The sequence below is a fragment of the Hydrogenophaga sp. genome, from assembly GCF_025699295.1.
GTDB lineage: Bacteria > Pseudomonadota > Gammaproteobacteria > Burkholderiales > Burkholderiaceae_C > Hydrogenophaga.
The window spans coordinates 78,309-103,930 of record NZ_JAILWB010000018.1 but is presented as its reverse complement, the minus strand read 5'-3'; the positions used below and the strand labels follow the sequence as shown (position 1 = coordinate 103,930).

Here is a 25,622-nt window from a genome sequence, read left to right as displayed (position 1 = left end):
CCTGTTGATGGTGCAGGTTCTGAACCTGCGAATGCCCGACGGGTTGCTGTTCTGATGGGGTATCCCGAGCATCTTTTCAGATGGAATGGTCCCGGCGTGTCACCAGACTTGTGCCCTCCTCGCTGGTAGGTCAACTGGTCGCCGCGGCAGGCGCGTGGCAGCGGGAATGTACAGGCCTTGAAGGGCCGTTGGTAGAGATCCTCTCCGTCTCCATCAGCCGTTGACATCGGATGCCTGGACCGGAGGCGTTGAACCTGCTCAAGGCCCGCGTCTTCAGCGACGCAGTGCTTCAGGACCCACCGTCACGCGCCGCAGGGAAAGACGGCGGGTTTTCGCTGCCGTCGGGCCATTCCACACCGAAGGCTTCGCGCAAGCCGGCCAGCTGAGCGCGGTCCAGCGGCTCGACCCGTCCCTGGGCCATCAGCCACAACCGCGCCGTCTCTTCAAGTTCCTCGAGCACATTGCTCGCCGATTCGGGTGAGGTGTGCCAGACCACCGGGCCCAGTCGCTCCAGCAGCACGCCACGGATGGGCCGCTCCCGGATCAACCCGGCGACGGCCTGCGCCACCCGCTTCGCGCCCGGCACGTCGCAGGCCACCAGCGGCACCGGGCCCACCTTCATGACCTGGTAGGGCGTGATCGGCGGCAACACGCAGTCGGGGCGCCACACGCCCTGAAGGCTCAAGGCCACCAGGTGCGTGCTGTGGGTGTGGATCACGCATTGCGCGGATGGGTCGCTGTCGTAGATGGCCCGGTGCAGTTCCAGCGTCTTGCTGGCCTTGCGGCCACTGCGTTGTTGCCCCGATGAATCGACCAGGGCAATGTCATCAGGATGCATCCGTCCCAGGCAGGCGTCGGTGGGCGTGATCAGGTAGCCGTGCGTCAGCCGCGCGCTGATGTTGCCGGCGCTGGCGTGCACGTAGCCGCGGTCGAACAGGCTGCGGCCCACATCGCAGATGGCTTGCCGCAGATCTCGCTCGGCGGTCATGTGGTGGCAAACGCCTTGTGAAAGAAGTCGGTGCCACCGAAGTTGCCGGATTTGAGCGCGATGCGCAGGCCCGGTGGATCGGCATGGCACCAGGGCACGCCCGGGTCGATCTGCGCGCCAATGCGCAACTGCTCGATGCCCAGCGCCTTGACGCACGCGCCAGAGGTTTCGCCACCGGCCACCACGAGCTGGCGCACGCCGCGATCGACCAGCCCGCGCGCGATCCGCGCCAGTGCCTGCTCGATGAGTTCACCCGCTCGCTCGACACCCAGGGCCTGCTGGACGGAACGCACCGTCTCGGCCTGCGCCGTGGCATAGAACAGCACCGGCTGTGCCCCCAGGTGTGCAGCGGCCCAGGCCAGGGCTTCGTCCACCAGTGCATCGGCGCCCGCGGCCAGGCGCAGTCCGTCGATGGCAAAAGCGCTGCCACCGCGCGCCATGAATGCGGCAACCTGCGCGTTGGTGGCGGCCGAGCAACTGCCGGAGACGATCGCGCGTGCGCCATCGGTGGCGGGCAGCGCATCCGCCTGTGTGTGGCGCTTGAGGCCCATGGCCCCGGGCAGCTCGATCGCCAGTCCCGAACCGGCGACGACCAGCGGCCAGTTGCCTTGCGCCACCGCAGCGGCCAGCACCGCCAGATCAGGCTGCTCGACCGTGTCGACGATGGCCATCTGCACGCCCTGCTCGGCGAGATTCCCGGCCCGTTCATGCACCGCCGCCGCGCCGCCCGCGAGATGCTGCCGGGCGACGAGCCCGACACGCCGGCTGGCCAACTGCGGCTGCAACACCCGCATCAGGTTGGCGTCGGTCATGGGGGTGAGCGGGTGCGTGCGCATCGGGCTCTCCGACAGCAGCTGGTCGCCCACGAACAGGTGGCCCTGGAACACCGTGCGTCCATTGGCGGGGAACGCAGGTGCCACCGGCACGAAGCGCGCGCCTACCAGGTCGGCCAGTGCCTCGGCCACCGGGCCGATGTTGCCCTTGTGGGTCGAATCGAAAGTCGAGCAGACCTTGAAGTAGAGACACCTTGCGCCCTGTGCCTGCAACCACGTCGCCGCGCCCAGCGATGCGGACACCGCCTCGGCCACGGGGGCCGTGCGCGACTTCAGCGCGATGACGACGGCGTCGGCATCGCGCACCGGCCGGCGCGGCACGCCAATGGTCTGCACCACGCGCAGGCCTGCACGCACGAGGTTGTTCGCCAGATCGGTGGCGCCGGTGAAGTCGTCGGCGATGCAGCCGAGTGCGATACCCGTCATGCCGCCACCCGGACCAGCTTGCGCACCTGCTTGCGTTCGACCCACGCCGCGGTCTCTGCGTCCATCGCCAGGAAGTGCGGCGACGCCAGGTGGGCCTGGATGGCCGCCTCGTCGTCGTAGACCTCGTACAGGTAGAACAGCTGCGGCACCAGGGGATCGGTGCAGACATCGAAACACTGGCACCCCGGCTCCGTGGCCAGAGACTGGCGCGCGTTCTCACGGATGGCTGCGTCGAACGCGGCAACGTGCTCGGGCTTGATGTGAAATTCGACGACAAGGACGAGGTTGTTCATGGACGTGTGGCTGTGAACGGATGCGGTTACAGAGAGAGGATGAAGCGCGGCAGCCAGGTGGACAGCGAGGGCATGTAGGTGATGAGGATCACCACCGCAAAAGTGGCCACCATCAATGGCCACAGGTGGCGCGTGATCTCGCCGATGCCGGCCCTGGCCAGCTTGGCGGCCACGAACAGGGTGCCGCCCACCGGGGGCGTGTACAGCGCGATGGCGAGGTTGGCCGTCATCACGACGCCGATGTGCACCATGTCCATCTCGAAATGTCGGGCCAGCGGCAGGAACAGCGGCGCACACAGCAACATCGCCGGCAGGGGCTCGATGAAGATGCCCAGCAGCAGCAGGCAGATGTTGAACAGCATCAGGAACATCCAGGGCTCGGTGGCCACCAGCTGGATCCACTCGGCCATCTGCACGGCCACCTGCTCGATGGTGATCAGCCAGGCCATGGCGCCGGTCGCGCCGATCACCAGCATCACGGTGGCGCTGGTCATGAAGGCATTGAGCAGCAGCTGCGGGATCTGGCGCCAGCTCAGGTCGCCGTAATAGAACAGCGAGATCGCCAGCCCGTAGAAAACCGCAATGGCCGCGGACTCGCTCGGGGTGAAGAAGCCCGTCCAGATGCCGCCGATGATGATGACCGGCATGAGCAGCGCAGGGCCTGCGGCACGCGTGGCAGCCCAGATTTCCGCCGCGCTCGACCGGTCCTCGCCGTTGTCGCAGCCGGTTCGCTTGCCGTGCCAGATGCACACCACAATGAGGGCGATCGCCGTAGCCAGGGCGGGCAGCAACCCTGCCATCGACAGGCTGCGCATCGACACACCCGAAATGAAGGCGTAGACGAGGAACGGAATCGACAGCGGCATCAGCAGGGCGATGGTGCCCGCCACCGCCAGCAGGGCCGCTGCAAAGCCGCGCGAATAGCCGCGCGCGATCATGGCCGGGATCACCAGTGAGCCAATGGCCGCGGTGTCCGCGATGGCCGACCCGGAGACGCCGCCGAACATGGTGCAGCTCATCACGGTGACCACGCCCAGGCCGCCCGGCATCCAGCCGAACAGCACACGCGCGAAGGCCACGATGCGCTGGCCCACGCCGCCGTGTGCGAGCAGTTCGCCAGCGAAGATGAACAAGGGAACCGCCAGCAGGATGAAAGGCTCCACGCCTCCCACGAAGGACAGCAGGATCGACTCCAGCGGGTGGCCAAGATCCTGCCACCAGATGATGCCGACCGTGGTCGCCAGGATGGAGAACAGCAGGGGCACGCCGGCCAGGGCGATGGCGAAGAAGACGCCGAACAGGGTGAGTGCGAGCATGGTGAAGTCTTTTTCGGCGTCTCAGGGGTAGCGCGCCTCGCGCGGCACGCCGCGCAGCGTCTGCAGGAAGTCGAAGGCCACGAACACCGCCATGAGGCTGCAGCCCAGGGCCATGCCCATGTACTGCCAGGCCATGGGCCACTGCAGCACCGTGAGCTGGTTGCCCCAGTTGCCTTCGACCAGGTTCCAGCCAAAGCGCACCAGAATCGCCAGCACGCCCAGGCAAACCACCTGAACCGCGGCATCGGCCCAGCGCCGGCGGGCAGTGCCCAGCTTGTCGATGAACTCGGTGATGCTCATGTGCGCGCCCCGCTGGGCGGCGCAGGCGCCGCCCAGGAAGGTCACCCATACCATCAGCAACTCACCGAGCTCGGTGACCCAGGCCAGATCCTTGCCCACCACGTGCAGGGCCACGTTGATGAACACCAGGGTCGCCATGGTGGCGCCGATGCCGATCACGGCCCAGTCCACCAGGCGGCCCATCCAGCGGATCGGCAGCGGCGCAGCCGCCACCGGCGAGAGCAAAGGTCCGGCTGTCATGCGTCACTTCACCGTGGCGCGGACCATCTCGGCGTCCTTGAGGAAGGCATCCACATCAGCGCCATATTTCTCGCGCGCCTTGCCATACACCGGCTGCACAGCCGCGCGGAATGCAGCCACGTCGGGCCTGGCGTTGATCTTCGCGCCCTTGGCCGCCATCTCCTTGAGCTGGTTGGCGTCGTTGCCCGAAATCATCTCTCGGCTGACCTTGGCTGCGGCCTGCCCGGCTTCCACCATCGCCTTCTGGTCGGCCGGTGAGAGCTTCTGCCAGGTCTTCTCGCTGATGGCCAGCGGGATCGGGCTGTAGACGTGGTTGGTCAGGGTGACGTTGGGCGCGACCTCGTAGAACTTGTTGGAGAAGATGGTGTCGACCGGGTTCTCCTGGCCGCTCACGGCCCCTTGCTGGATCGCCAGATAGACCTCGGGCAACGGCATGATCTGGATGTTGAAACCCATGGACTCCAGCGTCCAGCGCATCATCTCGTTGGGGAAGGTGCGAAGCTTCTTGCCCTTGGCGTCGTCCGGTGACATGAGTGGATCGCGCGTGGTCATGCTGCGAAATCCAGCCTCCCAGGTGGCCAGGAAGCGAAAGCCCTTGGCGGGTGCCTTGTCGAACTGTTCCTGCAGCCATTTGCTCTCGTCGTAAAGCTTCCAGCCCTGGGCGTAGTTGTCCACCAGGAACGGCATCATGGTGAGGTTCAGGCTGGGCACGTGGGGCGCGTACGAGCCCGTGGCCGACACCGTGAAGTCGATGCCTCCGAGCGCGAGCTGCTCGATGTTCTTGGGGTCGTTGCCGAGCTGGCTGCAGCAGAACACCTGTACCTTGTAGCGGCCTTGCGTGAGTTCCTCGACTTTCTTGGCGAAGACCTGCGCGGCGGCCTGGCGGGCACCGGACTGCTGATCGGTGTGGCTGAATTTCAGAATCGTCTGTGCGCTGGCAGGCATTCCAACCAGGCTCAGTGCCGCTGCGGCGGCGGCGATCGCGATGGCTTTCTTGTGGTTCATCGTTGTCTCCTTCTTCAGGGGTGGTGGGGATTGAAAGTGCGCATGTCCACCCGACGCCCCGTCGAGTGCGAGTGGTAAATGGCGCTCTGGATCTGCAGATTTCGCACGTAGTCCTGTGCGCTGTTCTGCAAGGGAGCGCCTTCGCGCAGGTGTTGCAGCACATGGGCCTGCAAGGCCTGGCAGGCGCCGCCGAAGGCGGCTTCACCGCCCCGGTCGTAGCGGTGTTCCTGTTCGTCGCCGTGGTGCGGTTTCCACCACAGGCGCGCGTCGCCGTCGAGGCGCAGCACACCCGCACTGCCCTCGAGCCACATCTCGCCCATGGTTCGTCGAGGGTTGCCGGCGGTGTGGTCGTTGAGGCGGTTGCCGTCGAACAGGCCGGTGCTGCCGTCCTCGAATTCGAAGATCACGTAGCCTGCGTCTTCCCCCGCGATCACCGGGTTGATGCGACGCAGCCGCGCGGTGACGGCCAGCACTTCGCCCATGAGGTGGCGAAAGGTGTCAACGAAGTGCACCGCCGTCTCGCGCACCAGCAGGCGCGGCATGGTCTGGAAATAGGGCTGGCGATCCAGGTAGGCGCGTGGGCCTTGCCCGTCGCCCGGGCGCAGGCGAAAGCTGATGGCGTGCACACGACCGATCTGGCCAGCATCGAGCAGCCGGCGGCATTCACGGAACCATGGCGTGAAGCGGAAGTTCTCGTGCACGATCAGCGGCACCTGCAGGCGCTGAGCCTGCTCGCTCATGGCCTCGGCTTGCCGCAGATCGTCGCCGAACGGCTTCTGGCAGATGGTGGGAATGCGGCGTTGCAACGCGATGCCCACCAGCGCAGCATGCGCCGCAGGTGGCGTCACGATGTCGAGCAACGCGGGCTGCAGTTCGTCGCACATCGCGGCGGCATCGGCGTAGGTGCGGGCAATATCGAAGCGGTGCGCCATGGCCTCGGCGCGCGTGGCGTCCGTGTCGCAGATGCCCGCGACCTCCACGCCCAGGGCCTGCCAGGCCTCCAGCTGGAATGCCGCGAAGAACCCAGCACCGACCACGGCCACGCGTTCGATGCTCACAGCCGCTCCAGCACCGCGCGGGTGATGTCGGCCGTGCCACTGCGCCCACCCATCTCGTAGGGGCGCACACCATCGCTTTCAAAGGCCCCGCGCACGGCGGACTCGATGGCCTGCGCACCATCGGCCAGCGCGGTGTCACCGTCGCGCTGAGCCAGCCACTCGAGCATCATTGCGGCCGAGAGGATCATGGCGGTCGGATTCGCAATGCCCTTGCCCACAATGTCGGGCGCGGTGCCGTGCGCGGGCTGGAACAGCGCATGCTGGTCGCCGATGTCGCCGGACGGCGCCATGCCCATGCCGCCGACCAGCGAAGCGATCAGGTCCGAGAGGATGTCGCCGAACATGTTCTCGGTCACCAGCACGTCATAGGCCCAGGGCTTGAGCACCAGGTTCAGTGCCATGGCATCCACGTAGGCGTGCTCGGTCTGCACGTCTGGGAAGGCGGCGGCACGCTCGACGAAAATCTCGCGCCAGAAGGCCATCGAACGAAACACGTTGGCCTTGTCCACGTTGGTGACCCGCCCGGGGCGCCCTTGCTCGCGGCGCTTCTGTGCGAGCCTGAGCGCGAAGTCCACCACCCGGCCCGTGCCGGCGCGCGAGATGCGCATGGTGTCGCAGACCGCGTCGCCATCCACCACACCACGCCCGCGCGCCCAGAACAGGCCCTCGGTGTTCTCACGCACCAGCACCAGGTCGATGCCCGTGGCGCGCGGGTCGCTCAGCGGCACCGGCAGGCCAGGCCAGGTCCTGACCGGGCGCACGCCGGCGTACAGGTCCAGCGCAAAGCGAATATCGAGCTGCGGAATGATTTCCGTGCCGTCCGCGCCGCGCACATGAGGCAGGCCCATGGCGCCGAACAGGATGGCGTCGGCCGCGCGGCAGGCCGCCAGCGTCGCCTCGGGCAGGGACTCCCCCGCGTCCACGTAGTGCTGTGCGCCGGCCGGATGCGGCTGCAAGTGAAACGCGCGCCCGATGCGCGGCGCCACGGCCTGAAGCACCTGCGTGGCCGCGGCCATCACCTCTATACCAATACCGTCGCCCGCGAGCACGGCAATCGAAAGTTCTTTCATGTTGTCTTCACATCTGGGCGAGCTTGAAGCGCTCGAAAATGCCCAGCAGCTCGCTGCTGGCGCGGGCTCGGTGGGCGCGGTTGATCTCCGACGCGCCCCTGGCGTCTCCGGCACGCAGCATGTCCACCAGGGCCATGTGCTCGCGCGTGGAGTTCACCGGCTTGGGGCGCAGCTTCAGACTGAACATGCGGGCGCGGTGGGCGCGGTCCCAGTAGTTCCACACGGTGGCGGCCAGCTGGCGATTGCCCGCGAGTTCGATCAGGCCTGCGTGAAAGCGCTCGTCGGCCGCAGCCCAGGCATCCAGGTCGTCGGCCTTGAGGGCCGCGTCCATGTCGGCGGTGGCTTGCACCAGCGGCGCGAGTTCGGCCTCCGAAGGGTGGCGGCTGGCCACGATCTCGGCGGCCATGCACTCGAGCGCTGTGAGGATTTCGTAGATTTCCCTCATGTCGGTCGGCGAGACCGGCAGCACACGCATGCCATGGCGCGGTACCACTTCCACGAGACCGTCGTTCTGCAGGCGCACCAGCGCCTCGCGCACCGGCGTGCGGCTCATGCCGAGCGCCAGCGCCACTTCCTGTTCGAGGGCACGGTGGCTGGGAGGCCAGACGTTGTCCAGGATGCGGCGGCGAATCTGTTCGTACGCCACATCCACCATGGACTGCGCGGGGTTGGGTTGGCTCATGGAAAGTTCCAGTGAAATGGCGCCACGCCCGGCACGGGCATGGACAGGGAAACAAGTCGGTCACCCAGCAGGCAACCGAGAACGCCGGTGCGGCGGTCCGGGCCGGCAAACGCGATGCTGGAGATGTTGCGCAGGCGCTGACTGCGGATGCCGTCGAGGTGCGGACGGCCCATCGAACCGTCCAGGTAGGCCGCCTCCACCCACGCAAGGTGGGCCGGGTCCGCATCCTCAAGCCAGACCTGCTGCTTGCCATCGGGCGCCACGCGGATCAGCCGGTTGCTCACGATGCTGACCACCCAGGCACCGCCCTCTTCGTCGAACGCGAGGCCGTCCGGAAAGGTCCCGGGGCCGAATTCCGCCACGGTCTGCCTGTCACTCAGCGCGCCGTGGGCGTCCACACGAAAGCGCGAGAGCCGGCGCGCAAAGGTTTCGTTGACATACAGCCATTGCCCGTCGGGGTGCAGTGCGACCTCGTTCGTGTAACCCAGGCCGTCGGCGACGATGGCGGCGTGACCGTCGGGCTGCACGCAGACGATGAACCCGTCCGCCACATCCGCCCGATAGGCCTCGCTGCGCGGCGAGCATGTGGTGCTGACCGTGATCCAGGTCCGGCCCGCGGCGTCCTGCACCACGAAGTTGGTCGGCGGCATGTCCACGCCGTCCACCCGCCGCAGCCAGGGAGCGATCTGCCCCTCGCGGGTGAGCCGGTAGACCCCCCCGTCCTTGTCGCCCAGTTGCGCCAGCAGGAAGCTGCCATCGCGCAGCAGGGCAATGCCATTGGGGCGCGCCACCAGCCCGTCCGGCATGGTGCCGGTGAACAGGGTTTGCCGGCCATCGGGGCTGGTGCGGGCCACACCACCTCGCCAGTCGGCGGTGTACAGGTGGCCACTTCGGGTGGCCAGCACGCACTCGGGTCGCGCGAGGTTGGCACCGGTTTCCCCGAGCGCGTCGAGTCGCACGGCGTCGCGGGCGCTGGACAATGTCGTTGTTTGCGGATTCATTAATGCATACGTTAATGCATCAATTGACCACAGACATCAGGTCAAACCCTTGAAGGCGGAGCGCCGGAACACCTCGCGGACCGGTCGGTTACCGGTTCGGCGACGACAGGATGTGTGACGCCCTGGGCAAGGCCCGCTCGCGTCTCATGACACAGGGGCGTGAACCGCCCCCGGGTCGAGAAGGTTGAACTGGTGCTCGTGGCCGAAGCGGAACAGCTCGGCCGCGCTGAACGGGTAGTCGCGCCCGGATCGGTCCGGGTCGGGCCGGCCTGCCCTAGGGTGCCACCGCCGGGGGCTGCGAATTCCGGTACAGCACGCTGGCACGGGTGAGGTGCAGGCGCATCGCTTCGGCCGCGGCCTCCGGATCGCGAGACGCCACGGCCTCGTAGATGAGGGTGTGTTCCTGCAAGGTCACCTGCTCGGCCCCCGGCGCACGAACAATGGTGCTGTAGTACGCCCGGGCCCAGCCGAACAGCGCCTCGACCACCGCCGGGAATATGGGGTTGCCCACGATGATGGCAATTTCCCGATGGAACAGCATGTCGCGGTGGAGGAACTGGTCCAACTCGTCAAGCGCCGCGCGGTGGTCTTCCAGCCGTGCGCGCAGGCGCGCGACATCGTCGTCCGTGGCTTTGGCGGCCGCGATGCGGCACAGCCCCGTTTCCAGGAAGATGCGCGCGTCCTTGACGTGGCCCAGCATGTCCGGCTGCATGCGCAACAGATGCTGGGCGCCACCGGCAATCTGCTCGATCAGCACCTCGGCGGTGGGCACGGCAACCCGCGCGCGCTCACCATGGGTGATCTCCAGAATGCCCGAACGGGCCAGGTCCTGCTGCGCTTCCCGGATCGCAGGGCGACCCACGCCATAGGTCTCCATCAGGTCGCGCTCCGAGGGCAACTGATCGCCCGGCCCCCACTCGCCGCTGCGGATGCGCGACAGCAGCCGGTCCATCACCTCGTGTGAAATCTTGCGGCGTTGAATGGGTTGGTCGGTCATGGTGAAAAGCATACCGCAGGGCCGGCACGCCCAGCCAGGACAGCCTCGTTGATCAGGCCGTGTCTCCCAGGACCTTGCCGAAAAAATCCACCGTGCCCATCTGGCCTCCCTTGAGCACCACCTCGACGCCATCCATGCGGGCTGAATCCGACCAGATCCGGCACAACGGAGCGCCCGGCGCCAAGCCCGCACTGACGGTGAGTGCCGCCATGTCCAGCGCGCTGGCGACCGCGCCCGAGCTGTCACCTCCGGCGATGGCGATCCGTTGCAGCGTGGTTCTCTCCACCAGACCACGCATCACCCCGGCCAGGCTCGCTCCGACGCGGGCATTGGCCTCGGCCAGGGCCATGCCCGAGGCCCGTGCCGCTGCGGGAAACCCGGTCACGGCGGGGTCATCGGGGCCGGTGGCCGAATACACCAGAGGGCTCTGGCCGGCGTTCACCGCCTGGACGGCCAGGTTCAGCGCGCGCCCGATTTCGCGGGCCTGCTGCGCGTCGCTGAACACCGCATCGACGTTCAACCGGATCGTGGCAAAGCCGTGCCGTGCCGCCCATTCGATCTGGGCCGCGGTGACGGGAGAGCAACTGCCGCTGATGGCGGCAATGAGCGGGACGCGCGGCGTCCGCGGCAACGGCGGGGCTGCCTGCAACAGACCGGCTCTTTGCCAATGGCTCACCAGGGCGTATGCGAGCCCGGAAGATGAGGCGGAGAAGAGGCCCTCGCCCCGGTTGTCCCAGATCAGACGCCCGGCTTCGGACAGGGTGTCGTCGTTGATGACATCGAGCATCACCACCGGCTGGTCGGCGCCCGAGAGCGCCTGGCGTGCGGCGGCACCGCGTCCCGCCTGCATCTCGACCAGGTCGATCAGCTCGATGCGCCTGGTCGTCTGGCGACTCAGGTGGAGCCGGAGGTCGGATTCGGTCATGGGCGTCACGGGATGGCGCGACATCGTGGGGTGTCGGTCGAGACGGTGTACCGTGCCATCGACCGCCGCAAACAAGTGGCCGAAAGCCTGATAACGCTTGAGTCGGGGTGCGCCGATCACCATGGGAGACCACGTCGCGTCGAAGAACCGGGTTCCCAGGTCGATCGCCTGACCTATCGACCCCTGTTCGGGGCTGGAGTCGAAGGTGGAGCAGACCTTGAACTGAAGGATGGGTGCGCCAAACGCGCGCAGGCTCTTGAACGCGGCGGGCAGGTTCTCGCGCATCCATTGCGGCGACTGCCCGCGGGCGGTGCCGGCCAGGCCCACGCAACGCATGTGTGCGAACCGCCTCACCCAGCCCTCGTCGGGAGGGCGCAGGAAAAGGACCGTGGGCACGCCCGATGCGGTGAATGCCTCCAGGACGTCGGTGGAACCGGTGAAGTCATCACCGTAATAGGCCAGCAGGGCGCCCGGCGGCAGGGCGTCGGACAACAAGGTCGGGGAGGAGATCGCGTCCATCGTCCTGGTGCTCACCAGAAGCCCAGGGCCTGTTGCAGCTCCGGGCACTGCTGCGCCTGCTGCGTCAGCGCAATGCCCGCGATGGCCGCGTCCCATGCGCTGCGCAACGCGGCCACGCCCGAGGCCACGCCGCCGGGGTGGCCGAAGATGCCGCCACCGGCGGCAAAGATGAGGTCGGCCGAGCCCTGGGTCGCGGCATAGGTGCTCGCCGCCACCAGACCGGTCTGGCCGGAGCTGAACACCGGCATGGCCGCCATGGGCACGTCAGGCCAGAGGGGCTTGAGCACCGCGCGGGCCGAGCGGCCGACCTCCTCGTCGCTCTCGCTGAACTTGTTGCCCAGGCCGTTGACGTGCAGGTGATCGGCACCAGCCAGGCGCCAGATCTTGTGCCAGGGCGCGTAGTCCCAGCCCAGCGCGGGGCAACGGCTCAGGCTGCCCCAGCCACCTCTATGGGCGTGGATGGGCAAAGCGCTGTGGCGCCGCAGTTCGCGCAGGCCACTCAGGCCCACGGCGTTCAGGCTCACCATCACGCAGGTGCCGCCCTGCGACAGCACCAGGTCGTGGCGATGCTTCATTTCGTCGAGTTCGCCCGTCAGGTTGAAAGCCACCATGACCTTGCGTCCCAGCCGCTGCTCGGCGTCCTTCACCTCGCGCATCACGGCGACGACCCGCTCGTCGAAGGGGCAATGCGGCCCGTCGGCCTGCAGCTCGTCGTCCTTGATGAAGTCGATGCCACCCTGGATCAGCTTGCGCGCCTCGGCCGCGGTTTGCGCCGGGTTCATGCCGACACTGGGCTTGATGATGGTGCCGATGAGCGGGCCGCTGGGCACGCCGGCGAGGCGGCGCGTGCCCTGGATGCCGAAGGCCGGGCCGGGGCAATGCCGCGCAAACGATTCGGGCAGCTCGAGCCCGGTGATGCGAAGGCCGGAGACACACTGCAGCTCGAACAGGTTGCCGGCCACCGTGGCCAGCACATTGGGCAGCGAGTGGCCCATGTTGTCCACGGGCCAGGACAGTTCGAGGTGGCAGCGCGTGAAACGGGCGCCCGCCTCGTAGCGGCCGGGCAGGCTGGGCCGGTCTGCGACGTCGATGATCTCCAGCTTTTCCACCCGGGCGCCACTGCGCTCCTTGAGTTCGGGGGTTTCGTTGGCAAGGGCGAGAAAGGTGCCGCTGGATTGTTCGCCGGCGATCACCTCGGCGGCGCGCGCCGGGCTGTCGCTGGTTTCCAGCCAGTAGGAAGCGTGGATGCGGTCGGACATGATCAGGTTCGTGTGGAAGTCACTGGGGGCTGAAGGTGGCAGGTGCCGACGGTGCGAGGGTGGCCGCCGGCGCGTACACCAGATCGCGCAGCGCCAGGGAGATGGACGGCACATAGGTGATCAGCATGAGGCAGGCCGTGATCACCAGCACGAAGGGGACGAGGTGGCCGACGATGCGGTCCAGCGAAATTCGGGCCACGGTGCAGGCGGCAAACAGGTTGACGCCAAAGGGCGGCGTGATCATGCCCATGGCCAGGTTCACGACCATGATCAGGCCGAAGTGCACCGGGTCCACCCCGAAATGGATCGCCACCGGCACCAGGATGGGCGCCAGCACGATGATCGCGGCCGAGGTTTCGATGAACATGCCGATCAGGAACAGCGCCGCGTTCACACCGAGCAGGAACCAGGCCGGCGACTGCAGCACCTCGGCCAGCCACACGCCGATGGCATCCGGAATGCCGGCGCGCGTGATGAGAAAGGCAAACAGGCCGGCGTTGGCGATGATGAACATGATCACCGCGCTGGAGATCACCGACTTGCGGAACACGGCCACCAGCTGCGCCAGCTTGAGTTCCCGGTGAACGCCCAGCCCCACGATCAGCGCGTAGAACACCGCGACCACGGAGGCCTCGGTGGGCGTGAACACGCCGCCATAGATGCCTCCCAGGATGATCACGGGCATCAGCAAGGCCCAGCCGGCCTCGCGCGTGGCCGTGAGCAAGGGCGCGCGGCCGTCGCCATCGTTCTTGCCCAGTCCCTTGAAACGGCACCACAGATGGACGAACAGCATCAGGGCGCAGCCGATCAGCAGGCCCGGGCCGAATCCGGCAATGAACAGTTCACCAATGGACACCTCGGCCGACACACCGTACAGGATCAGCGGGATCGACGGTGGGATCACCACGCCCAGCTCGGCCGACGTGGCCTGCAGCGCGGCCGAGAAGCCCACCGGATATCCGTGCCTGATCAATGCGGGAATCAGGATCGCGCCGATGGCAAAGGTGGTGGCCACCGACGAGCCCGAGACCGCCGCGAAAATCATGCAGGTGAGCACACAGGTCATGGGCAACCCGCCCTGCACACCCCCGATCAGGGATTTGGCGAAGTTCACCAGGCGGCGGGAGATGCCGCCGTTCTCCATCAGGTTGCCCGCCAGGATGAAGAAGGGCACGGCCGCCAGGGGAAACTTGTCGATGGCGGTGAAGATCTCCTTGGGCACGAGGATCATCTGCCGGCTATCGAAGAGGGCGATGCCCAGCACGGCCGAGCCGCCGATGGCCACCGCGATCGAGATGCTGAAGGCGAAGCACACCAGCATGGTGACGAGAAGGGTCAGGGACATGGGGCTTCTCTTTCAGTGGACAGGCACGGTGCGCGCCGGTGCGAACGCGGTCATTGCGCGTTCTCCATCTCTTCGTTGTGCGGGTCCAGGTGCTGCGCCAGCGCGGCCACGATGCCGAGCAGGGCACAGACCGGCACAGCCGCGTAGGCCCAGGACATGGAGAGGTCCATGCTGGCAAAGGTCTGGAAACGGACGCGCCAGACCAGGTCGGCGCCAAACCAGATCAGCACCGCAAAGAATGCGACATGAACGCTTGTGATGATGGCGCGCACGACACGCCGCCATGACCCGCGCGAGAGGCGCAGGGTCAGGTCGACCGATACCAGCGCGCCTTTGCGCACCGCCACCACGACGCCGAGCATGACGGTCCAGATCAACAGACGGCGCATGACCTCTTCGGTCCACACCGACGGCTGGGAGAAGACGAAGCGGGTCACCACCTGCCACAGACCCAGCGTGGCGATGACGGCCAGCAGCACACAGGCCAGGTCGTGACACCGGCCCGTGAGCCGTCGGTCGATACTCAGGATCAGGGATTTCATGGCGTGCCTACCCGATTGGGCGCGACACGCCTTGGCGGCGTGTCGCGAAACGAGACCCGGAAAGAGCCGCTGGGAGGCGGCCGCTTATTTCACGGCCTGGATGGCCGCGATCCGGTCGGCGCCGAACTCTTTGGCATAGCCTGGGTAGGCCGCGGACACCGCCTTGCGGAAGCTCTCACCGTCCACGTTCTCGATCACTTCCATACCATCCTTGCGCAATTCGGCGATGCCATTGGCCTCGTCGTCGTTGACCTTCTTGCGCTGTACCGCCGCGCCAACGCGGGCGGCGTCCTGGAACACCTTCTTGTCCGCGTCGGACAACTTGTTCCAGATGCCGGGCGAGAGCAGCAACACGGACGGCGAATACACGTGCTTGGTCAGCGAGAGGTGCTTCTGCACCTGGGCCAGCTTGGCCGAAAGGATCACCGGAATCGGGTTCTCCTGGCCGTCGACCGTGCCCTGCTGCAACGCGGTGAACACCTCGGGCCAGGCCATGGGCGTGGGCAGGATGCCAAAGGTCTTGTAGCCATCCATGTGCACCTTGTTCTCCATGGTGCGCATCTTCAGTCCGGCCGCGTCGCTGGCCGTGTGGATGGCGCGCTTGCTGTTGGTCATGTGGCGAAATCCGTTCTCCGTCCAGGCCAGACCGATCAGGCCTTTGGCGCTGATCTTCTTGAGCAGGTCCTGACCGACCGGGCCGTCCATGACCTTGCGCGCGTGGTCGTAGTCGCGGAACAGGAACGGAATGTCCACGATCTTCACCTCGGGCACGAAATTGCCCAGGGCGCCGGTGGAGGCGTTCACGAGATCCTGCGTGCCCAACTGCACGGCTTCGATCATCTCGCGTTCACCGCCCAGGGCGGCGTTGGGAAACTGCTGGCACTTGTAGCGGCCTGCCGTGCCTTTCTCGACCGCGTCGCAGAACGCGACCGAGCCCAGGCCGTAGTGGGAATTGATCGAGTTGGAATACCCGATCTTCAACACCGTCTGCGCCTGAACGGCACCGGTGAGGCAGAGGGCGGCGGCTGTGGCGATGTGGGCGAATCTCATGTTGTGTCTCCAGGGTGGATGGGGGTTGTTTGGCCCACCGGCATCAGGTGATGCGGCGGATGCTCTCGGTGATCTCGTCGTGGTTGAACACGTTCTTCCAGTCGTCCCGCAGCAGGCGGGGCTTGCCGAAGGTGATGGCCTTGTTGCAGGCGTCGGAAAACTGGCCGGGGATCTGCTTGAAGATCACCGCGCTCAGGATGGTCATGTGCCCCAGCAGGAAGTCGCGGGCACAGTCCGCAGGCACGCCGCGCGACACCACTTCGTTCATGGCGTCGTTCATGACATCGAGCAAGGTGGCGCAGACGGTTTCCGACAGGCCCGGCTCGAGCAGCGCCATCTGCTCCACCGTGACGCGGTAGGCGCGCTCGATCGGCTGGTAGATGGTCTTGCCAATGGCCTCACCGAGCTCGAAGGCCGAGTCCGGGCCCTGCATCAGCGCGCTGACGATGGACTGGGGCGCGGCGACGCCGCCAAAGTAGTCCGGTGCGCCACTGGTGTGAACCCGCGGGTGGAAGATGGATGGGTGACAGGGGTGGCACACGAAGTACACCAGGTCGTCGCGCGCGGGCAGATGGCCCGCGAACGGCGCGGCTGCGTCCAGCGTCATGACCATGGTGCCGGGTTTGAGTTCGGGCGACATCTCGGCCGCGAGCTTGCCGATCAGGTTGTCGGGCACCGCCAGGATGACCACGTCCACATCCTTGAGGGCGTCGGCCCGCGACACACACTCCACGCCCACTTCGTCGCGCAAGCGCTTCTGCCCCACCGCGCCGGGCTCGACGTGGCGTACCTCGTAGGGTGAGTTCTTCAGGTTCTGCGACAGGCGCACACCCATCTTTCCGCCTGCTCCAAACAACGCAATTCTTGCGCTCATCGTGTTCTCCATCGGTGGTTTCACCCTCGCCAGGAGCGGCCTGAGGGTCTGCAGACAGGAAAGTCCGTCTCACGCAGTGGTGTGATGGTATGACGACGTTATGACTATGCCACTGGGATTTACCCTAGCCCGGGCCTTTCCCAGGGGTCCACGCGCCCCGGGGTGGGGCGACGGGCAAAAAAAAGCCGCACGGCACGGTGCGGCGGGTGCGAAACCGGCCAAGCGGTCCCGGGGACGAGGACGGGGGCGGTGCTACAGCTCGCGTCGCGACATGCTGCCCGGCCGTTTCGAGTAGCGCACCCCACTGTCCAGGCGCTCGACCTCCACGCGCGCGCTGTGCCGCCCGCCATAGACCTCGGTCTTGAGCCACGCGAGTTCGGCCTCCAATCGCGCTTCGTCCGGCAGGCTGCAGATCCACACCTTGGCGTCGGCGTCCCAGCGGTAGCCGCGCGCCTTGAGCAGGTCCTTGGACTCGAACGGCGAACCGGTCGCGCGCAGCCTGTAGCTGATCGTCGAGGCCAGCGCCATCAGTTGCCCGAGGCCCGTGCCCCCGGTGGGGCCGACCGGCCGGCACAGCACCTGCAGCAGCGCATGGCAGTCCACCTGCGCGCGGTGGGCGTCGTAGAACCAGCCCTGGTCCTGCGCCAGCGCGCTCAGCTTCGACGACCCGGCGCCCGCGGCCTTCCAGTCGATGTCCGCGAACGAGCAGGCCCAGGCCTTGTCGGCAAAGACCGGGAAGCGCGCTTCCACGAAGGGGCGGTCGAAGCCTGCGTTGTGAGCCACCACCAGGTCGGCACGCGCCACCATCGCCTGCACCTGCGCATCGTCCAGGCGCTGCCCCCGGACCATGTCGTCGCTGATGCCGGTCACCTCGCGCGCGATGGCGGGGATCGGCATGCCGGGGTCCTCGAAGCCCTCGAAACATGCCACCGGCCCGAACGGCAGGCCCGTGGCCACGTCCACCTGCACCAGCAGCATGGCCAGTTCGATGATCCGGTCGGCCGGGTGCGACAGGCCGGTGGTTTCGGTGTCGAGCAGCAGCACCTGCCGAACGCCGGCCTGCGGGTCCGCTGGCGCGGGCCCGAAATCGTTGACGGGCACCAGGCGGCGCAGCACGCGGTAGTCGGCGTGTTGCTCCAGCGTGCGCGCCATGTCCTCCAGGCTGGCAGCCGCCGGCGTGGGTGCAGTGGGTGAGGCGGCGGGGGCCGGCGAGGGTGCCGGCTGGGGTGTCGCCGCGGGCGGCGCATCGAATTCGAAACTGAACTGACTCATCGCCGAAGCCTACCTGACTTCCCTCCGTATGGGGTCACGCCGCATGCATGTCGTCTTGCGCAGGAAAGGGCTCGGCAGCAGCGCGCACGAGGAAGCTGATCCGGTTTTCGAATGATTTATTGCACAAATCACTTTTTATGCACATAATCTGTTTCATGCACAAAACTGATTCATCCGATTCAACTTCACCCACCGGGCAGACTCTGTCCGAACAGGCCTTCCTGCGCCTGCGGCGCGACGTCATCAGCTGCGACCACGCACCCGGCGTCAAGCTCAAGGTGGAAGACCTGCAGGAGGCTTATGGCTACTCCAGCAGCCCGCTGCGCGAAGCCTTGAACCGGCTGAGCCAGGAAGGCCTGGTGAAGGCGGACGACCGCCGCGGGTTTCGCGTGGCGCTGATCACCGCCGAGGACCTGGCCGACCTCACCCACATGCGGCTGATGGTGGAAGTGCCTGCGCTGCGCCTGGCCATCGAATGCGGGGACGACGCCTGGGAAGCTGCCGTGGTGGCCGCCGCCCACCGGCTCGAAAAAGCGGAAAGCCAGCTCAGCGACGGGCCCCTGGTGCTCGACGACCAGTGGAGCCAGCTGCACCGCGACTTCCACATGAGCCTGCTGGCGGCTTGTCCGTCGCAGCGCCAGCGCGCGCTTTGCGCGAGCCTGTTCGACCAGGCCGAACGCTATCGCCGCTTCTCCGCGCGCCACCGCGTGGGCTCGCGCAGCAAGAGCCGCGAACACAAGCGCCTGCTCGAAGCCGTGCTCAAGCGCGACGCCGACACCGCCTGCGCCCTGCTCGCCGAGCACACGCAAGGCACGCAGCGCAACGTGGAAGCGGCCATGCAACGCATGCGCAACGCCACCAACTGACGCACCGCGTCTCCCCCGCTTTCCAGAAGGACTGAACATGCTTTCCGTCAGCCGTCCCACGCCCTCGCACTTCGGCATCTACGCCACCGACACCGAACTGCTGGTGAACTTCTACACCCGGGTCTTCGGCCTGACCATGACCGACCGCGGCAAGGGCCGCACCTTCCCGGGCGACCTCATCTTCCTGAGCGCCAGCGAGGACCAGCACCACCAGCTCGTCATCGCCGGCGGGCGGCCGAAAGAGGCCACCTTCAGCACCGTGATGCAGATCTCGTTCGTGGTGCCGAGCATCCAGTCCATGCGCGAGATCCGCCAGTCCGCACTGGACGCGGGCGCCACGAACATGCGCGGGCTCAACCACGGCAATGCGCTGTCCATCTACTTCTCGGATCCCGAGGGCAACACGGTCGAGGTCTACATCGACACGCCTTATTACGTGGCCCAGCCGCACGGTGACCCGCTGGACCTCGGCAAGAGCGACGAAGAACTGATGCGCGAGACCGAAGCCATCTGCCGCGCAGACCCGACCTTCATGCCCGTCGATGAGTGGAAGGCGAAGTTCTCCCGCACGGCGCCAGGCGCCTGATCCGCCTCCCACACACCCCGACGAACACCTCTGTTCATACCTCTGGAGATTTCATGCGATTGCTGTCCTACCTGCACAACGGCAAAGAGAGCTACGGCGCCGCCCTGGGCGAGAACGTCGTCAACCTCAGCCGCGCCTTCCCGCAGTACCCCACGCTCGCCGACTACCTGGGCGCGGGCCGCTGGCAGCAGGCCGCGCAGGACGCGCAGGGCCAGCCGGTAGACGGCACCGTGGCCTCGGTGGACTACCTGCCCGTGATCCCGCGTCCCGAGAAGATCGTCTGCGCGGTGCGCAACTACATGGACCACCACCAGGAGGTGCTGGCCGCGGGCATGCAGCGCGAACTCTCCGAAGAGCCGCCGATCTTCCTGCGCGTCTGGCGCTCGCAGGTCGCGCACGGCAAGCCCATCGTGTGCCCGCGCGTGTCCGAAACACTGGACTGGGAGGGCGAGCTGGCGGTGATCATCGGCAAGGGGGGCCGCGACATTGCCCAGGCCGACGCCTTCGATCACGTGGCCGGCTACGCCTGCTACAACGACGGCAGCGTGCGCGAATGGCAGTTCCACGCCAAGCAGATCGCCTCCGGCAAGAATTTCGAATCCACCGGCGGCTTCGGCCCGTGGATGGTCACCGCCGACGAGATCGAACCCGACGCGCAGCTCAAGCTGGAGGTGCGGCTCAACGGCACGGTGGTGCAGTCCAGCCACACCGGCCACATGATCTTCCCCATCGCGCGGCTCATCAGCTACGCCTCCACCATCTTCACGCTGGTCCCGGGCGACGTGATCGCCACCGGCACGCCGGCTGGCGTGGGCTGGAGCCGCAAGCCCCAGTGGTTCATGAAGCCGGGTGATGTCTGCGAAGTCGAGATCGAGCGCATCGGCACGCTGGTCAACCCCATCGTGGCGCAGGCCTGAGCCGCACGGAGCGCAGCGTGCAGGCCATACAGGTTTTTTCACCCGGCGGGCCCGATGCCCTGCAGGTGGTGGAGCTGCCCGAGCCGCAGGCCAGCGCCGGCGAGGTGCGGGTGCGCGCGCAGGCCCTCGGTGTCGGGCGCCCGGACGCACTGATCCGCAACGGCACCTACAAGTGGATGCCGCCCCTGCCGGCCATTCCGGGCGCCGAACTGGCCGGCGTGGTGGACCAGGTCGGCCCCGGTGTGAGCGACTGGGTCGAAGGGGACCGCGTGCTGGTGAGCGCACGCGATCTGCCGCAACGCGGCGGCTGCTACGTGCAGTCCATCGTGGTGCCCCGGGCCGCGCCCTACCGCCTGCCCGAGGCCATCGCCTTCACCGATGCCGTGAGCCTGCCCAACCTGCAACTCGCGCAGGCGCTGCTGCTCGGCCTCAACGGCGGCCGCGCGGACGCCCGCAGCGTGCTCGTCACGGGTGCGTCCGGCGGCGTCGCCACGATGCTGGCGCAACTCGCGCGCCACCACCGCATGCGGGTGCTGGGCACGGCGCGCACGCCCGACAAGCGCGCCTACGCCCTGGCGCACGGCTTCGACGCCGTGCTCGACCCGGGCGAGCCGGACCTGCCCGGTCGCGTCAGGGCGTTGACCGACGGCCTCGGCGTGGACCTGGCCCTGGACCCGATCGGCGGGAGCACCTTCATCGACTGCCTGCATGCCCTGGCCCCGCTGGGCACCGCGGTGTCCTACAACATCGTCGCCGGGCCGCCATCGCAGGATGTGTTCGGCACCCTGCGCCAATTGCTCGGGCGCAGCCTGGCCGTGCGCTGTTTCTCCATGCACACCTTCGACGAAGACGTGCAACGCCGCCGCGCCCTGATGCAGGGTGCGATCGCGTTGATGGCCGCCGGCCACGTGCAAGCCCCCCAACCCACCCTGCTGCCGCTGGCCGAGGCCCGCCAGGCGCATGTGCTGCTGGACGCAGGGAGCACCACCGGAAAGATCGTTCTCAGACCCTGACCTGATTCCCCGCCTCGCGGAACGACGCCCCGGCACGCACCGGTGCCGCCGCTGCCCTCACCACCCGAAAAGGAGACATTCCATGCAACGCAGACAACTGATGCAGGCAGGCGCCGCCGCTGCCCTCTCGCCCTGGCTCATCGCCCACGCCCAGGACTATCCGGAGCGCCCGATCCGCATGCTCCAGGGATTCGCGCCAGGTGGCAACGCGGACAACATCGCCCGCGCCATCGGCATCGAGATCGGCAAGACGCTGGGCCAGCCCATCGTCGTGGAATCACAAAGCGGCGCTGGCGGCACCCTGGCTTCGGCCACCGTGGCCCGTGCCAGACCAGACGGCTACACCCTGCTCCTGGCCACCGGTGGCCACGCAGTGGCCGGCGCACTGTACAACTCGCTGCCCTACCGCACCGTGCAGGACTTTGACGCCGTCTCCACCATCACGTTCTTCCCCTTTCTCGTGGTGACCCAGGCCGACGCCAAGTTCCGCAGCTTCGCCGACGTGCTGGCCGCCGCCCGCGCAACGCCCGGCGCCCTCAGCTATGGAACCGCCGGCATCGGCTCGACGCACCACCTCGCTGGCGAGTTGCTGGCAAAAATGGCCGGCATCCAGATGCTGCACGTGCCCTACCGGGGCGACGCGGCGTCGCTGACCGCGCTACTGGCTGGTGATGTGCCACTCATCATCGCGCCGCCCACGGCCGTGCTGCCCAACATCAAGGCGGGCAAGCTGCGCGCCCTGGCCGCCACCGGACCACAGCGCTGGCCGGGCCTGCCCGACGTGCCCACCGTTGCCGAGCAGGGCGTGGCCGGCTACGACGTGCGCTCCTGGGCGGGCGTCATGGCACCCGTGGGCCTGCCCAAAGCCGTGCTGGAGCGGCTCAACGCCGAGATCAACCGCGCCCTGCAATTGCCGAACGTGAGGGCGCGGCTCGAAGAAATGGGCGGCGAGGCGCGCGGCAGCACGCCGGAAGACATGAAGAACATGGTGGCCAGCGAAACACAGCGCTGGTCGCAGGTCATCGCCGAGGCGAAGATCCCGAAACAATAGTGCGCCTGCGGCCGCACACGACACCCACCTCCACCCACCTGAAACGACCATGTCCCTGATCGACATCCGCAAGCGCAGCCTGACCATCGAGACCATCCACCACGAGGGCGGCCCGCCACCGGACGAACCGCTCAGGCTCGCGGCATCCTGCGCGGTCATCCGCAATCCGTACGCAGGGCGCTACGAGCCGGACCTGATGCCGTTCATGGCCGAACTGCGCGCCCTGGGCACGCTGCTCGCACAGGAACTGGTGGACACCCTGGGACGCGAGCAGGTGCAGGTGTACAGCAAGGCCGCCATCGTCGGCGTCAACGGGGAGCTGGAGCACGCTGCCGTCTGGCACGAGGCCGGCGGCTGGGCCATACGCGCCGTACTGGGCGAGCCCAAGGCCATCGTGCCGGCCTCCAAGGTAGTGGCCGCCACCGGCTACCGGCTGATGGTGCCGCTGCACTACATCCATGCGGCCTACGTGCGCAGCCACTACAACAGCATGGAGATCGGCATCCAGGACGCTCCCCGCCCCGACGAGATCCTGTTCGCGCTGGTCGTGGGCACCGGTGGGCGCATCCACGCGCGCCTGGGCGGCCTGACCCGCGAGCAGGTGTCGGTGCACGACGGGCAGCGCTGAGGCGCAACGCCCCCTTCAGGCCGCAGCGACCACGCGCTCGCGCCGCTGGCGACCCGCGCCGCCGGCGGCCAGCCCGCGGGCGCGCCGCAGAAAGCCCAGGTTCACCGGGCTGTGCGGGCGCAGCGCCAGGCGTTCGTGCGCCAGCGCCTCGGCCATGCCGCGTTGCCCGCCGCGCAGCGCGGATTCGGTCAGCGTCCAGTCGATGATGTCGCGCTGCGCGTGGCTGCCGCCGAAGCGGTTCGCGATGGGACGTGCGCGGTAGAGGCGCTGCACCGCCGTGTCGTGGTCGCCCTGCCAGTGCGCCACGAAGCCCTCGATCAGGTCGGCGCCCGTGTCGGCGGCCCAGCGCGCGACTTCCGTTGCGCCACCAGCGCCGCGCATCGCATCGCGCAGCCGCTGCACGTCGCGCGGGCGGTCGGCGCCCAGGTAGGCCATCACGGCATGCCAGTCGTTGAACGGGTAGAGCACGCCGTCGGCATGCGCGTCCCAGGCCTGCGCGAGCTCGACCCAGCGATCGCCCACGTCCACGCCGCTCAGGTGCAGCCGCCACAACAGCGCGGAGGCGTCCACCATGTCGAGCACCACGGCGCTGCGCCCGGCGCGGATGAGGCCGTCGTACAGCGCGAGCACCTCGGCCGCCTGACCCAGTTCGAGGTGGCACAGCGCACCGTGCCAGGCGTTGTGCACCTTGAAGAAGTTGTCCTCGCCCGACCACTGCGGCTCGCGCGCGCGCATCCAGCCGATGCCGTCCTGCGCCCGGCCCTGCATCTCCATCACGTGCGCCACGGCATGGTGGGCCCAGCTGTCCAGCGGCTGGCCCGCCAGGGCCTCGCGCGCCACGGCTTCGGCGCGCGCGTAGTCGCCGCACTCCTCCAGGCCGAAGGCGTGCATGCCCAGCACGATGGAGTGGGCCGGCATGTCGCTCGACCAGTGCGGCAGCACGCGCGCGATGCGGTCGCGCAGGTTGCGCGCGTTGCCGCGGTAGAAGTCGATCAGGTGACCGGCCTGCAGGGCCACCACGTCGAAGGGGTGCTGCATGCCGTGGCGATCCAGGGCCAGGGCCGCCTGCGTCCATTCGCCCTGCAGCACGAGTTCGATCGCGGCCGCGTGCGAGGCCTCGCGCTCATCCAGCGCCATGCCCTGGCGCACCGCACCCAGCACCTCGCGCGCCATGGCCACGGCGCCCGGCTCGGTGGCCAGCGCCAGCAGGTGCGCCTTGAGCAGGTGCGCCATGGCAAAGGCAGGCGCGGCGGCAATGGCTTCGTCCAGCCGGGTCATGGGGTCGCCGCGGTAGATCTGGAAGGCGGCCACGGCCTGTTCGTAGGCCGTCGCGGCGCCCTGGCTGGCGCCGCTGAGTGCGTGGCCCTGGATGTCGGTGATCATCTCGAAACTCCTTGAATGTGTGCAGGGTGAAACCGGCGGCGAACACGATGGCGTTCCGGGCGCCGGTTGCGCCCGTCATGCCGGTGGATGTACTCTAGGAGCCCCCTGCCCCGCGGACAATCGCCAAGGCGCCGGCATTTCTTGCCGAAACGCCTGCGCGGCCTGGGACCCCATTCACACCGAGCAGGCCACCATGCACACCGATCCCCTGGCCGACATCCTGCGAGCCCTGCGGCTGATGGGCGGCGTGTTTCTCGAGGCCGAACTGGCCGCGCCCTGGTGCGTGGTCTCGCAGGTGGAGCCCGGCGACTGCGCCGGCTTCAACCCGGTGCCGCGCCACTTCATCGCCTACCACTACGTGTGCGCGGGCGAGATGCTGCTGCAGGTCGAGGGCGAGGCACCGGTGCGCGTCGCCGCCGGCGACATCGTCATGCTGCCGCGCAACGACGCGCACCGCCTGGGCAGCGACACGCGGCTCAAGCCCCTGCCGGCGGCCGAACTGGTGCAGCCACCGGGCGAAGGGGCGCCCCTGGCGCGGCTGGCGCATGGCGAAGGCACGCCGGCCGCGCACTTCTTCTGCGGCTTTCTGGCGCACGACCACCCGGACGACCCGCTGCTCGTCGCCCTGCCCCGCGTGCTGCGGCTGGGCGTGGCCAACACCACGACCGGCCAGTGGATCGAGAGCTCGCTGCGCTTTGCCGCGCTGGGCATGTCGGCGGGCGAGGACGTCTCGCCCGCGCGGCTGGGCCGGCTGGCCGAACTGCTGTTCGTCGAGGCGGTGCGCCAGTACCTGCGCGACCCCGACGCGCCCGGCCAGGGCTGGCTGGCCGGCCTGCGCGACCCCATGGTGGGGCAGGCCCTGGCGCTGATGCACGGCCAGCGCGAGCGCGCCTGGACCACCGAAACCCTGGCGCGCGAGGTGGGGCTGTCGCGCTCGGCCTTCGCCGAGCGCTTCACCGGCCTGGTGGGCGAACCGCCCATGCGCTACCTGAGCCAGTGGCGCCTGCGCCAGGCCGCGCGCCGCCTGGTGGAAACCAGCGACCCGATCGCGCGCATCGCCAGCGACGCCGGCTACGAGTCGGAGCCGGCCTTTCACCGCGCCTTCAAGCGCGCGCACCAGACCACACCGGCGGGCTGGCGCAAGCAGCACGCCCCGGCCAGCCCAGCCTGAGCGCGCCGCGGC

The 25,622-nt window shown here is 68.0% G+C and carries 26 protein-coding genes; 7 read left to right on the top strand and 19 right to left on the bottom strand.

The features are described 5' to 3' along the window. Nucleotides 1-289 precede the first annotated feature (289 nt). From K5880_RS18445 to K5880_RS18360, 18 genes are all read right to left on the bottom strand, one after another. On the bottom strand, nt 290-988 hold the full coding sequence (locus tag K5880_RS18445; protein WP_297655732.1) for an aldolase: 699 nt from the start codon (nt 986-988) through the stop codon (nt 290-292). Further along, entirely contained in the window at nt 985-2,247 is a 1,263-nt protein-coding gene (gene otnK, locus K5880_RS18440) for a 3-oxo-tetronate kinase (RefSeq protein WP_297655730.1), read from the bottom strand. Before otnK ends, K5880_RS18445 begins: the two co-directional genes overlap by 4 nt. After that, entirely contained in the window at nt 2,244-2,540 is a 297-nt protein-coding gene (locus tag K5880_RS18435; protein WP_297655728.1) for a putative quinol monooxygenase, read from the bottom strand. The genes otnK and K5880_RS18435 overlap by 4 nt, the downstream gene beginning before the upstream one ends. Nucleotides 2,541-2,566: 26 nt before the next feature. After that, nucleotides 2,567-3,856 carry a TRAP transporter large permease gene (locus K5880_RS18430; RefSeq protein WP_297655727.1) on the bottom strand — a complete coding sequence of 430 codons (1,290 nt, stop codon included), beginning with the start codon at nt 3,854-3,856 and terminating at the stop codon, nt 2,567-2,569. Nucleotides 3,857-3,877: 21 nt separating this feature from the next. Beyond that, a complete protein-coding gene (locus tag K5880_RS18425; RefSeq protein ID WP_297655725.1) occupies nt 3,878-4,396 on the bottom strand; it encodes a TRAP transporter small permease in 519 nt (172 codons plus the stop codon). A gap of 3 nt (nt 4,397-4,399) precedes the next feature. Continuing rightward, nucleotides 4,400-5,401 carry a TRAP transporter substrate-binding protein gene (locus K5880_RS18420; protein WP_297655722.1) on the bottom strand — a complete coding sequence of 334 codons (1,002 nt, stop codon included), beginning with the start codon at nt 5,399-5,401 and terminating at the stop codon, nt 4,400-4,402. Nucleotides 5,402-5,415: 14 nt separating this feature from the next. Beyond that, nucleotides 5,416-6,459, bottom strand: a complete 1,044-nt coding sequence (locus K5880_RS18415) for a Gfo/Idh/MocA family oxidoreductase (protein WP_297655720.1) — start codon at nt 6,457-6,459, stop codon at nt 5,416-5,418. Beyond that, a complete protein-coding gene (locus K5880_RS18410; RefSeq protein ID WP_297655717.1) occupies nt 6,456-7,529 on the bottom strand; it encodes an isocitrate/isopropylmalate dehydrogenase family protein in 1,074 nt (357 codons plus the stop codon). Before K5880_RS18410 ends, K5880_RS18415 begins: the two co-directional genes overlap by 4 nt. A gap of 7 nt (nt 7,530-7,536) precedes the next feature. After that, complete coding sequence (locus K5880_RS18405) at nt 7,537-8,211, bottom strand: GntR family transcriptional regulator (protein WP_297655714.1); 675 nt, start codon at nt 8,209-8,211, stop codon at nt 7,537-7,539. After that, nucleotides 8,208-9,212 carry an SMP-30/gluconolactonase/LRE family protein gene (locus K5880_RS18400; RefSeq protein ID WP_297655713.1) on the bottom strand — a complete coding sequence of 335 codons (1,005 nt, stop codon included), beginning with the start codon at nt 9,210-9,212 and terminating at the stop codon, nt 8,208-8,210. The genes K5880_RS18405 and K5880_RS18400 overlap by 4 nt, the downstream gene beginning before the upstream one ends. Nucleotides 9,213-9,486: 274 nt before the next feature. Then, a complete protein-coding gene (locus K5880_RS18395) occupies nt 9,487-10,209 on the bottom strand; it encodes a transcriptional regulator NanR (RefSeq protein WP_297655711.1) in 723 nt (240 codons plus the stop codon). A 52-nt stretch (nt 10,210-10,261) separates the two neighbouring features. Beyond that, nucleotides 10,262-11,653: a 3-oxo-isoapionate kinase OiaK gene (gene oiaK, locus K5880_RS18390; RefSeq protein ID WP_297655709.1), complete on the bottom strand. Its 1,392-nt coding sequence runs from the start codon at nt 11,651-11,653 to the stop codon at nt 10,262-10,264. Between the two features lie 11 nt (nt 11,654-11,664). Next, a complete protein-coding gene (locus tag K5880_RS18385; RefSeq protein WP_297655705.1) occupies nt 11,665-12,912 on the bottom strand; it encodes a ribulose-bisphosphate carboxylase large subunit family protein in 1,248 nt (415 codons plus the stop codon). 19 nt (nt 12,913-12,931) lie between these two features. Further along, the gene (locus K5880_RS18380) at nt 12,932-14,257 is read right to left on the bottom strand and encodes a TRAP transporter large permease (RefSeq protein ID WP_297655702.1); all 1,326 of its coding nucleotides are present in this window, start codon (nt 14,255-14,257) and stop codon (nt 12,932-12,934) included. A gap of 50 nt (nt 14,258-14,307) precedes the next feature. Further along, nucleotides 14,308-14,799 carry a TRAP transporter small permease gene (locus tag K5880_RS18375; RefSeq protein ID WP_297655699.1) on the bottom strand — a complete coding sequence of 164 codons (492 nt, stop codon included), beginning with the start codon at nt 14,797-14,799 and terminating at the stop codon, nt 14,308-14,310. A gap of 84 nt (nt 14,800-14,883) precedes the next feature. Further along, on the bottom strand, nt 14,884-15,849 hold the full coding sequence (locus tag K5880_RS18370; protein ID WP_297655696.1) for a TRAP transporter substrate-binding protein: 966 nt from the start codon (nt 15,847-15,849) through the stop codon (nt 14,884-14,886). A 43-nt stretch (nt 15,850-15,892) separates the two neighbouring features. Further along, nucleotides 15,893-16,723 (bottom strand): phosphogluconate dehydrogenase C-terminal domain-containing protein, encoded by an 831-nt coding sequence (locus K5880_RS18365; protein ID WP_297655693.1) that lies wholly within the window; start codon nt 16,721-16,723, stop codon nt 15,893-15,895. A gap of 252 nt (nt 16,724-16,975) precedes the next feature. Next, complete coding sequence (locus tag K5880_RS18360) at nt 16,976-17,995, bottom strand: 3'-5' exonuclease (RefSeq protein WP_297655690.1); 1,020 nt, start codon at nt 17,993-17,995, stop codon at nt 16,976-16,978. Nucleotides 17,996-18,150: 155 nt separating this feature from the next. Between K5880_RS18360 and K5880_RS18355 the strand changes: the two genes are divergently transcribed. The 6 genes from K5880_RS18355 to K5880_RS18330 all read left to right on the top strand — a co-directional run bounded on the left by K5880_RS18355 (nt 18,151) and on the right by K5880_RS18330 (nt 23,056). Further along, nucleotides 18,151-18,861: an FCD domain-containing protein gene (locus K5880_RS18355; RefSeq protein ID WP_297655687.1), complete on the top strand. Its 711-nt coding sequence runs from the start codon at nt 18,151-18,153 to the stop codon at nt 18,859-18,861. A 37-nt stretch (nt 18,862-18,898) separates the two neighbouring features. Continuing rightward, on the top strand, nt 18,899-19,447 hold the full coding sequence (locus tag K5880_RS18350; protein ID WP_297655684.1) for a VOC family protein: 549 nt from the start codon (nt 18,899-18,901) through the stop codon (nt 19,445-19,447). A gap of 53 nt (nt 19,448-19,500) precedes the next feature. Further along, nucleotides 19,501-20,364, top strand: coding sequence for a fumarylacetoacetate hydrolase family protein (locus K5880_RS18345; protein WP_297655682.1), 864 nt, complete (start codon nt 19,501-19,503; stop codon nt 20,362-20,364). A 17-nt stretch (nt 20,365-20,381) separates the two neighbouring features. Then, entirely contained in the window at nt 20,382-21,377 is a 996-nt protein-coding gene (locus tag K5880_RS18340) for a zinc-dependent alcohol dehydrogenase family protein (RefSeq protein WP_297655679.1), read from the top strand. 82 nt (nt 21,378-21,459) lie between these two features. Then, nucleotides 21,460-22,428, top strand: a complete 969-nt coding sequence (locus tag K5880_RS18335) for a tripartite tricarboxylate transporter substrate binding protein (RefSeq protein WP_297655676.1) — start codon at nt 21,460-21,462, stop codon at nt 22,426-22,428. 49 nt (nt 22,429-22,477) lie between these two features. Next, nucleotides 22,478-23,056: an amino acid synthesis family protein gene (locus K5880_RS18330; protein ID WP_297655673.1), complete on the top strand. Its 579-nt coding sequence runs from the start codon at nt 22,478-22,480 to the stop codon at nt 23,054-23,056. Nucleotides 23,057-23,071: 15 nt separating this feature from the next. Here K5880_RS18330 and K5880_RS18325 read toward each other — a convergent pair whose 3' ends face one another. Further along, the gene (locus K5880_RS18325; RefSeq protein ID WP_297655670.1) at nt 23,072-24,439 is read right to left on the bottom strand and encodes a tetratricopeptide repeat protein; all 1,368 of its coding nucleotides are present in this window, start codon (nt 24,437-24,439) and stop codon (nt 23,072-23,074) included. A gap of 193 nt (nt 24,440-24,632) precedes the next feature. Here K5880_RS18325 and K5880_RS18320 point away from each other — a divergent pair, with 193 nt between their 5' ends. After that, nucleotides 24,633-25,610, top strand: a complete 978-nt coding sequence (locus tag K5880_RS18320; protein ID WP_297655666.1) for an AraC family transcriptional regulator — start codon at nt 24,633-24,635, stop codon at nt 25,608-25,610. The last annotated feature ends 12 nt before the right edge of the window (nt 25,611-25,622 follow it).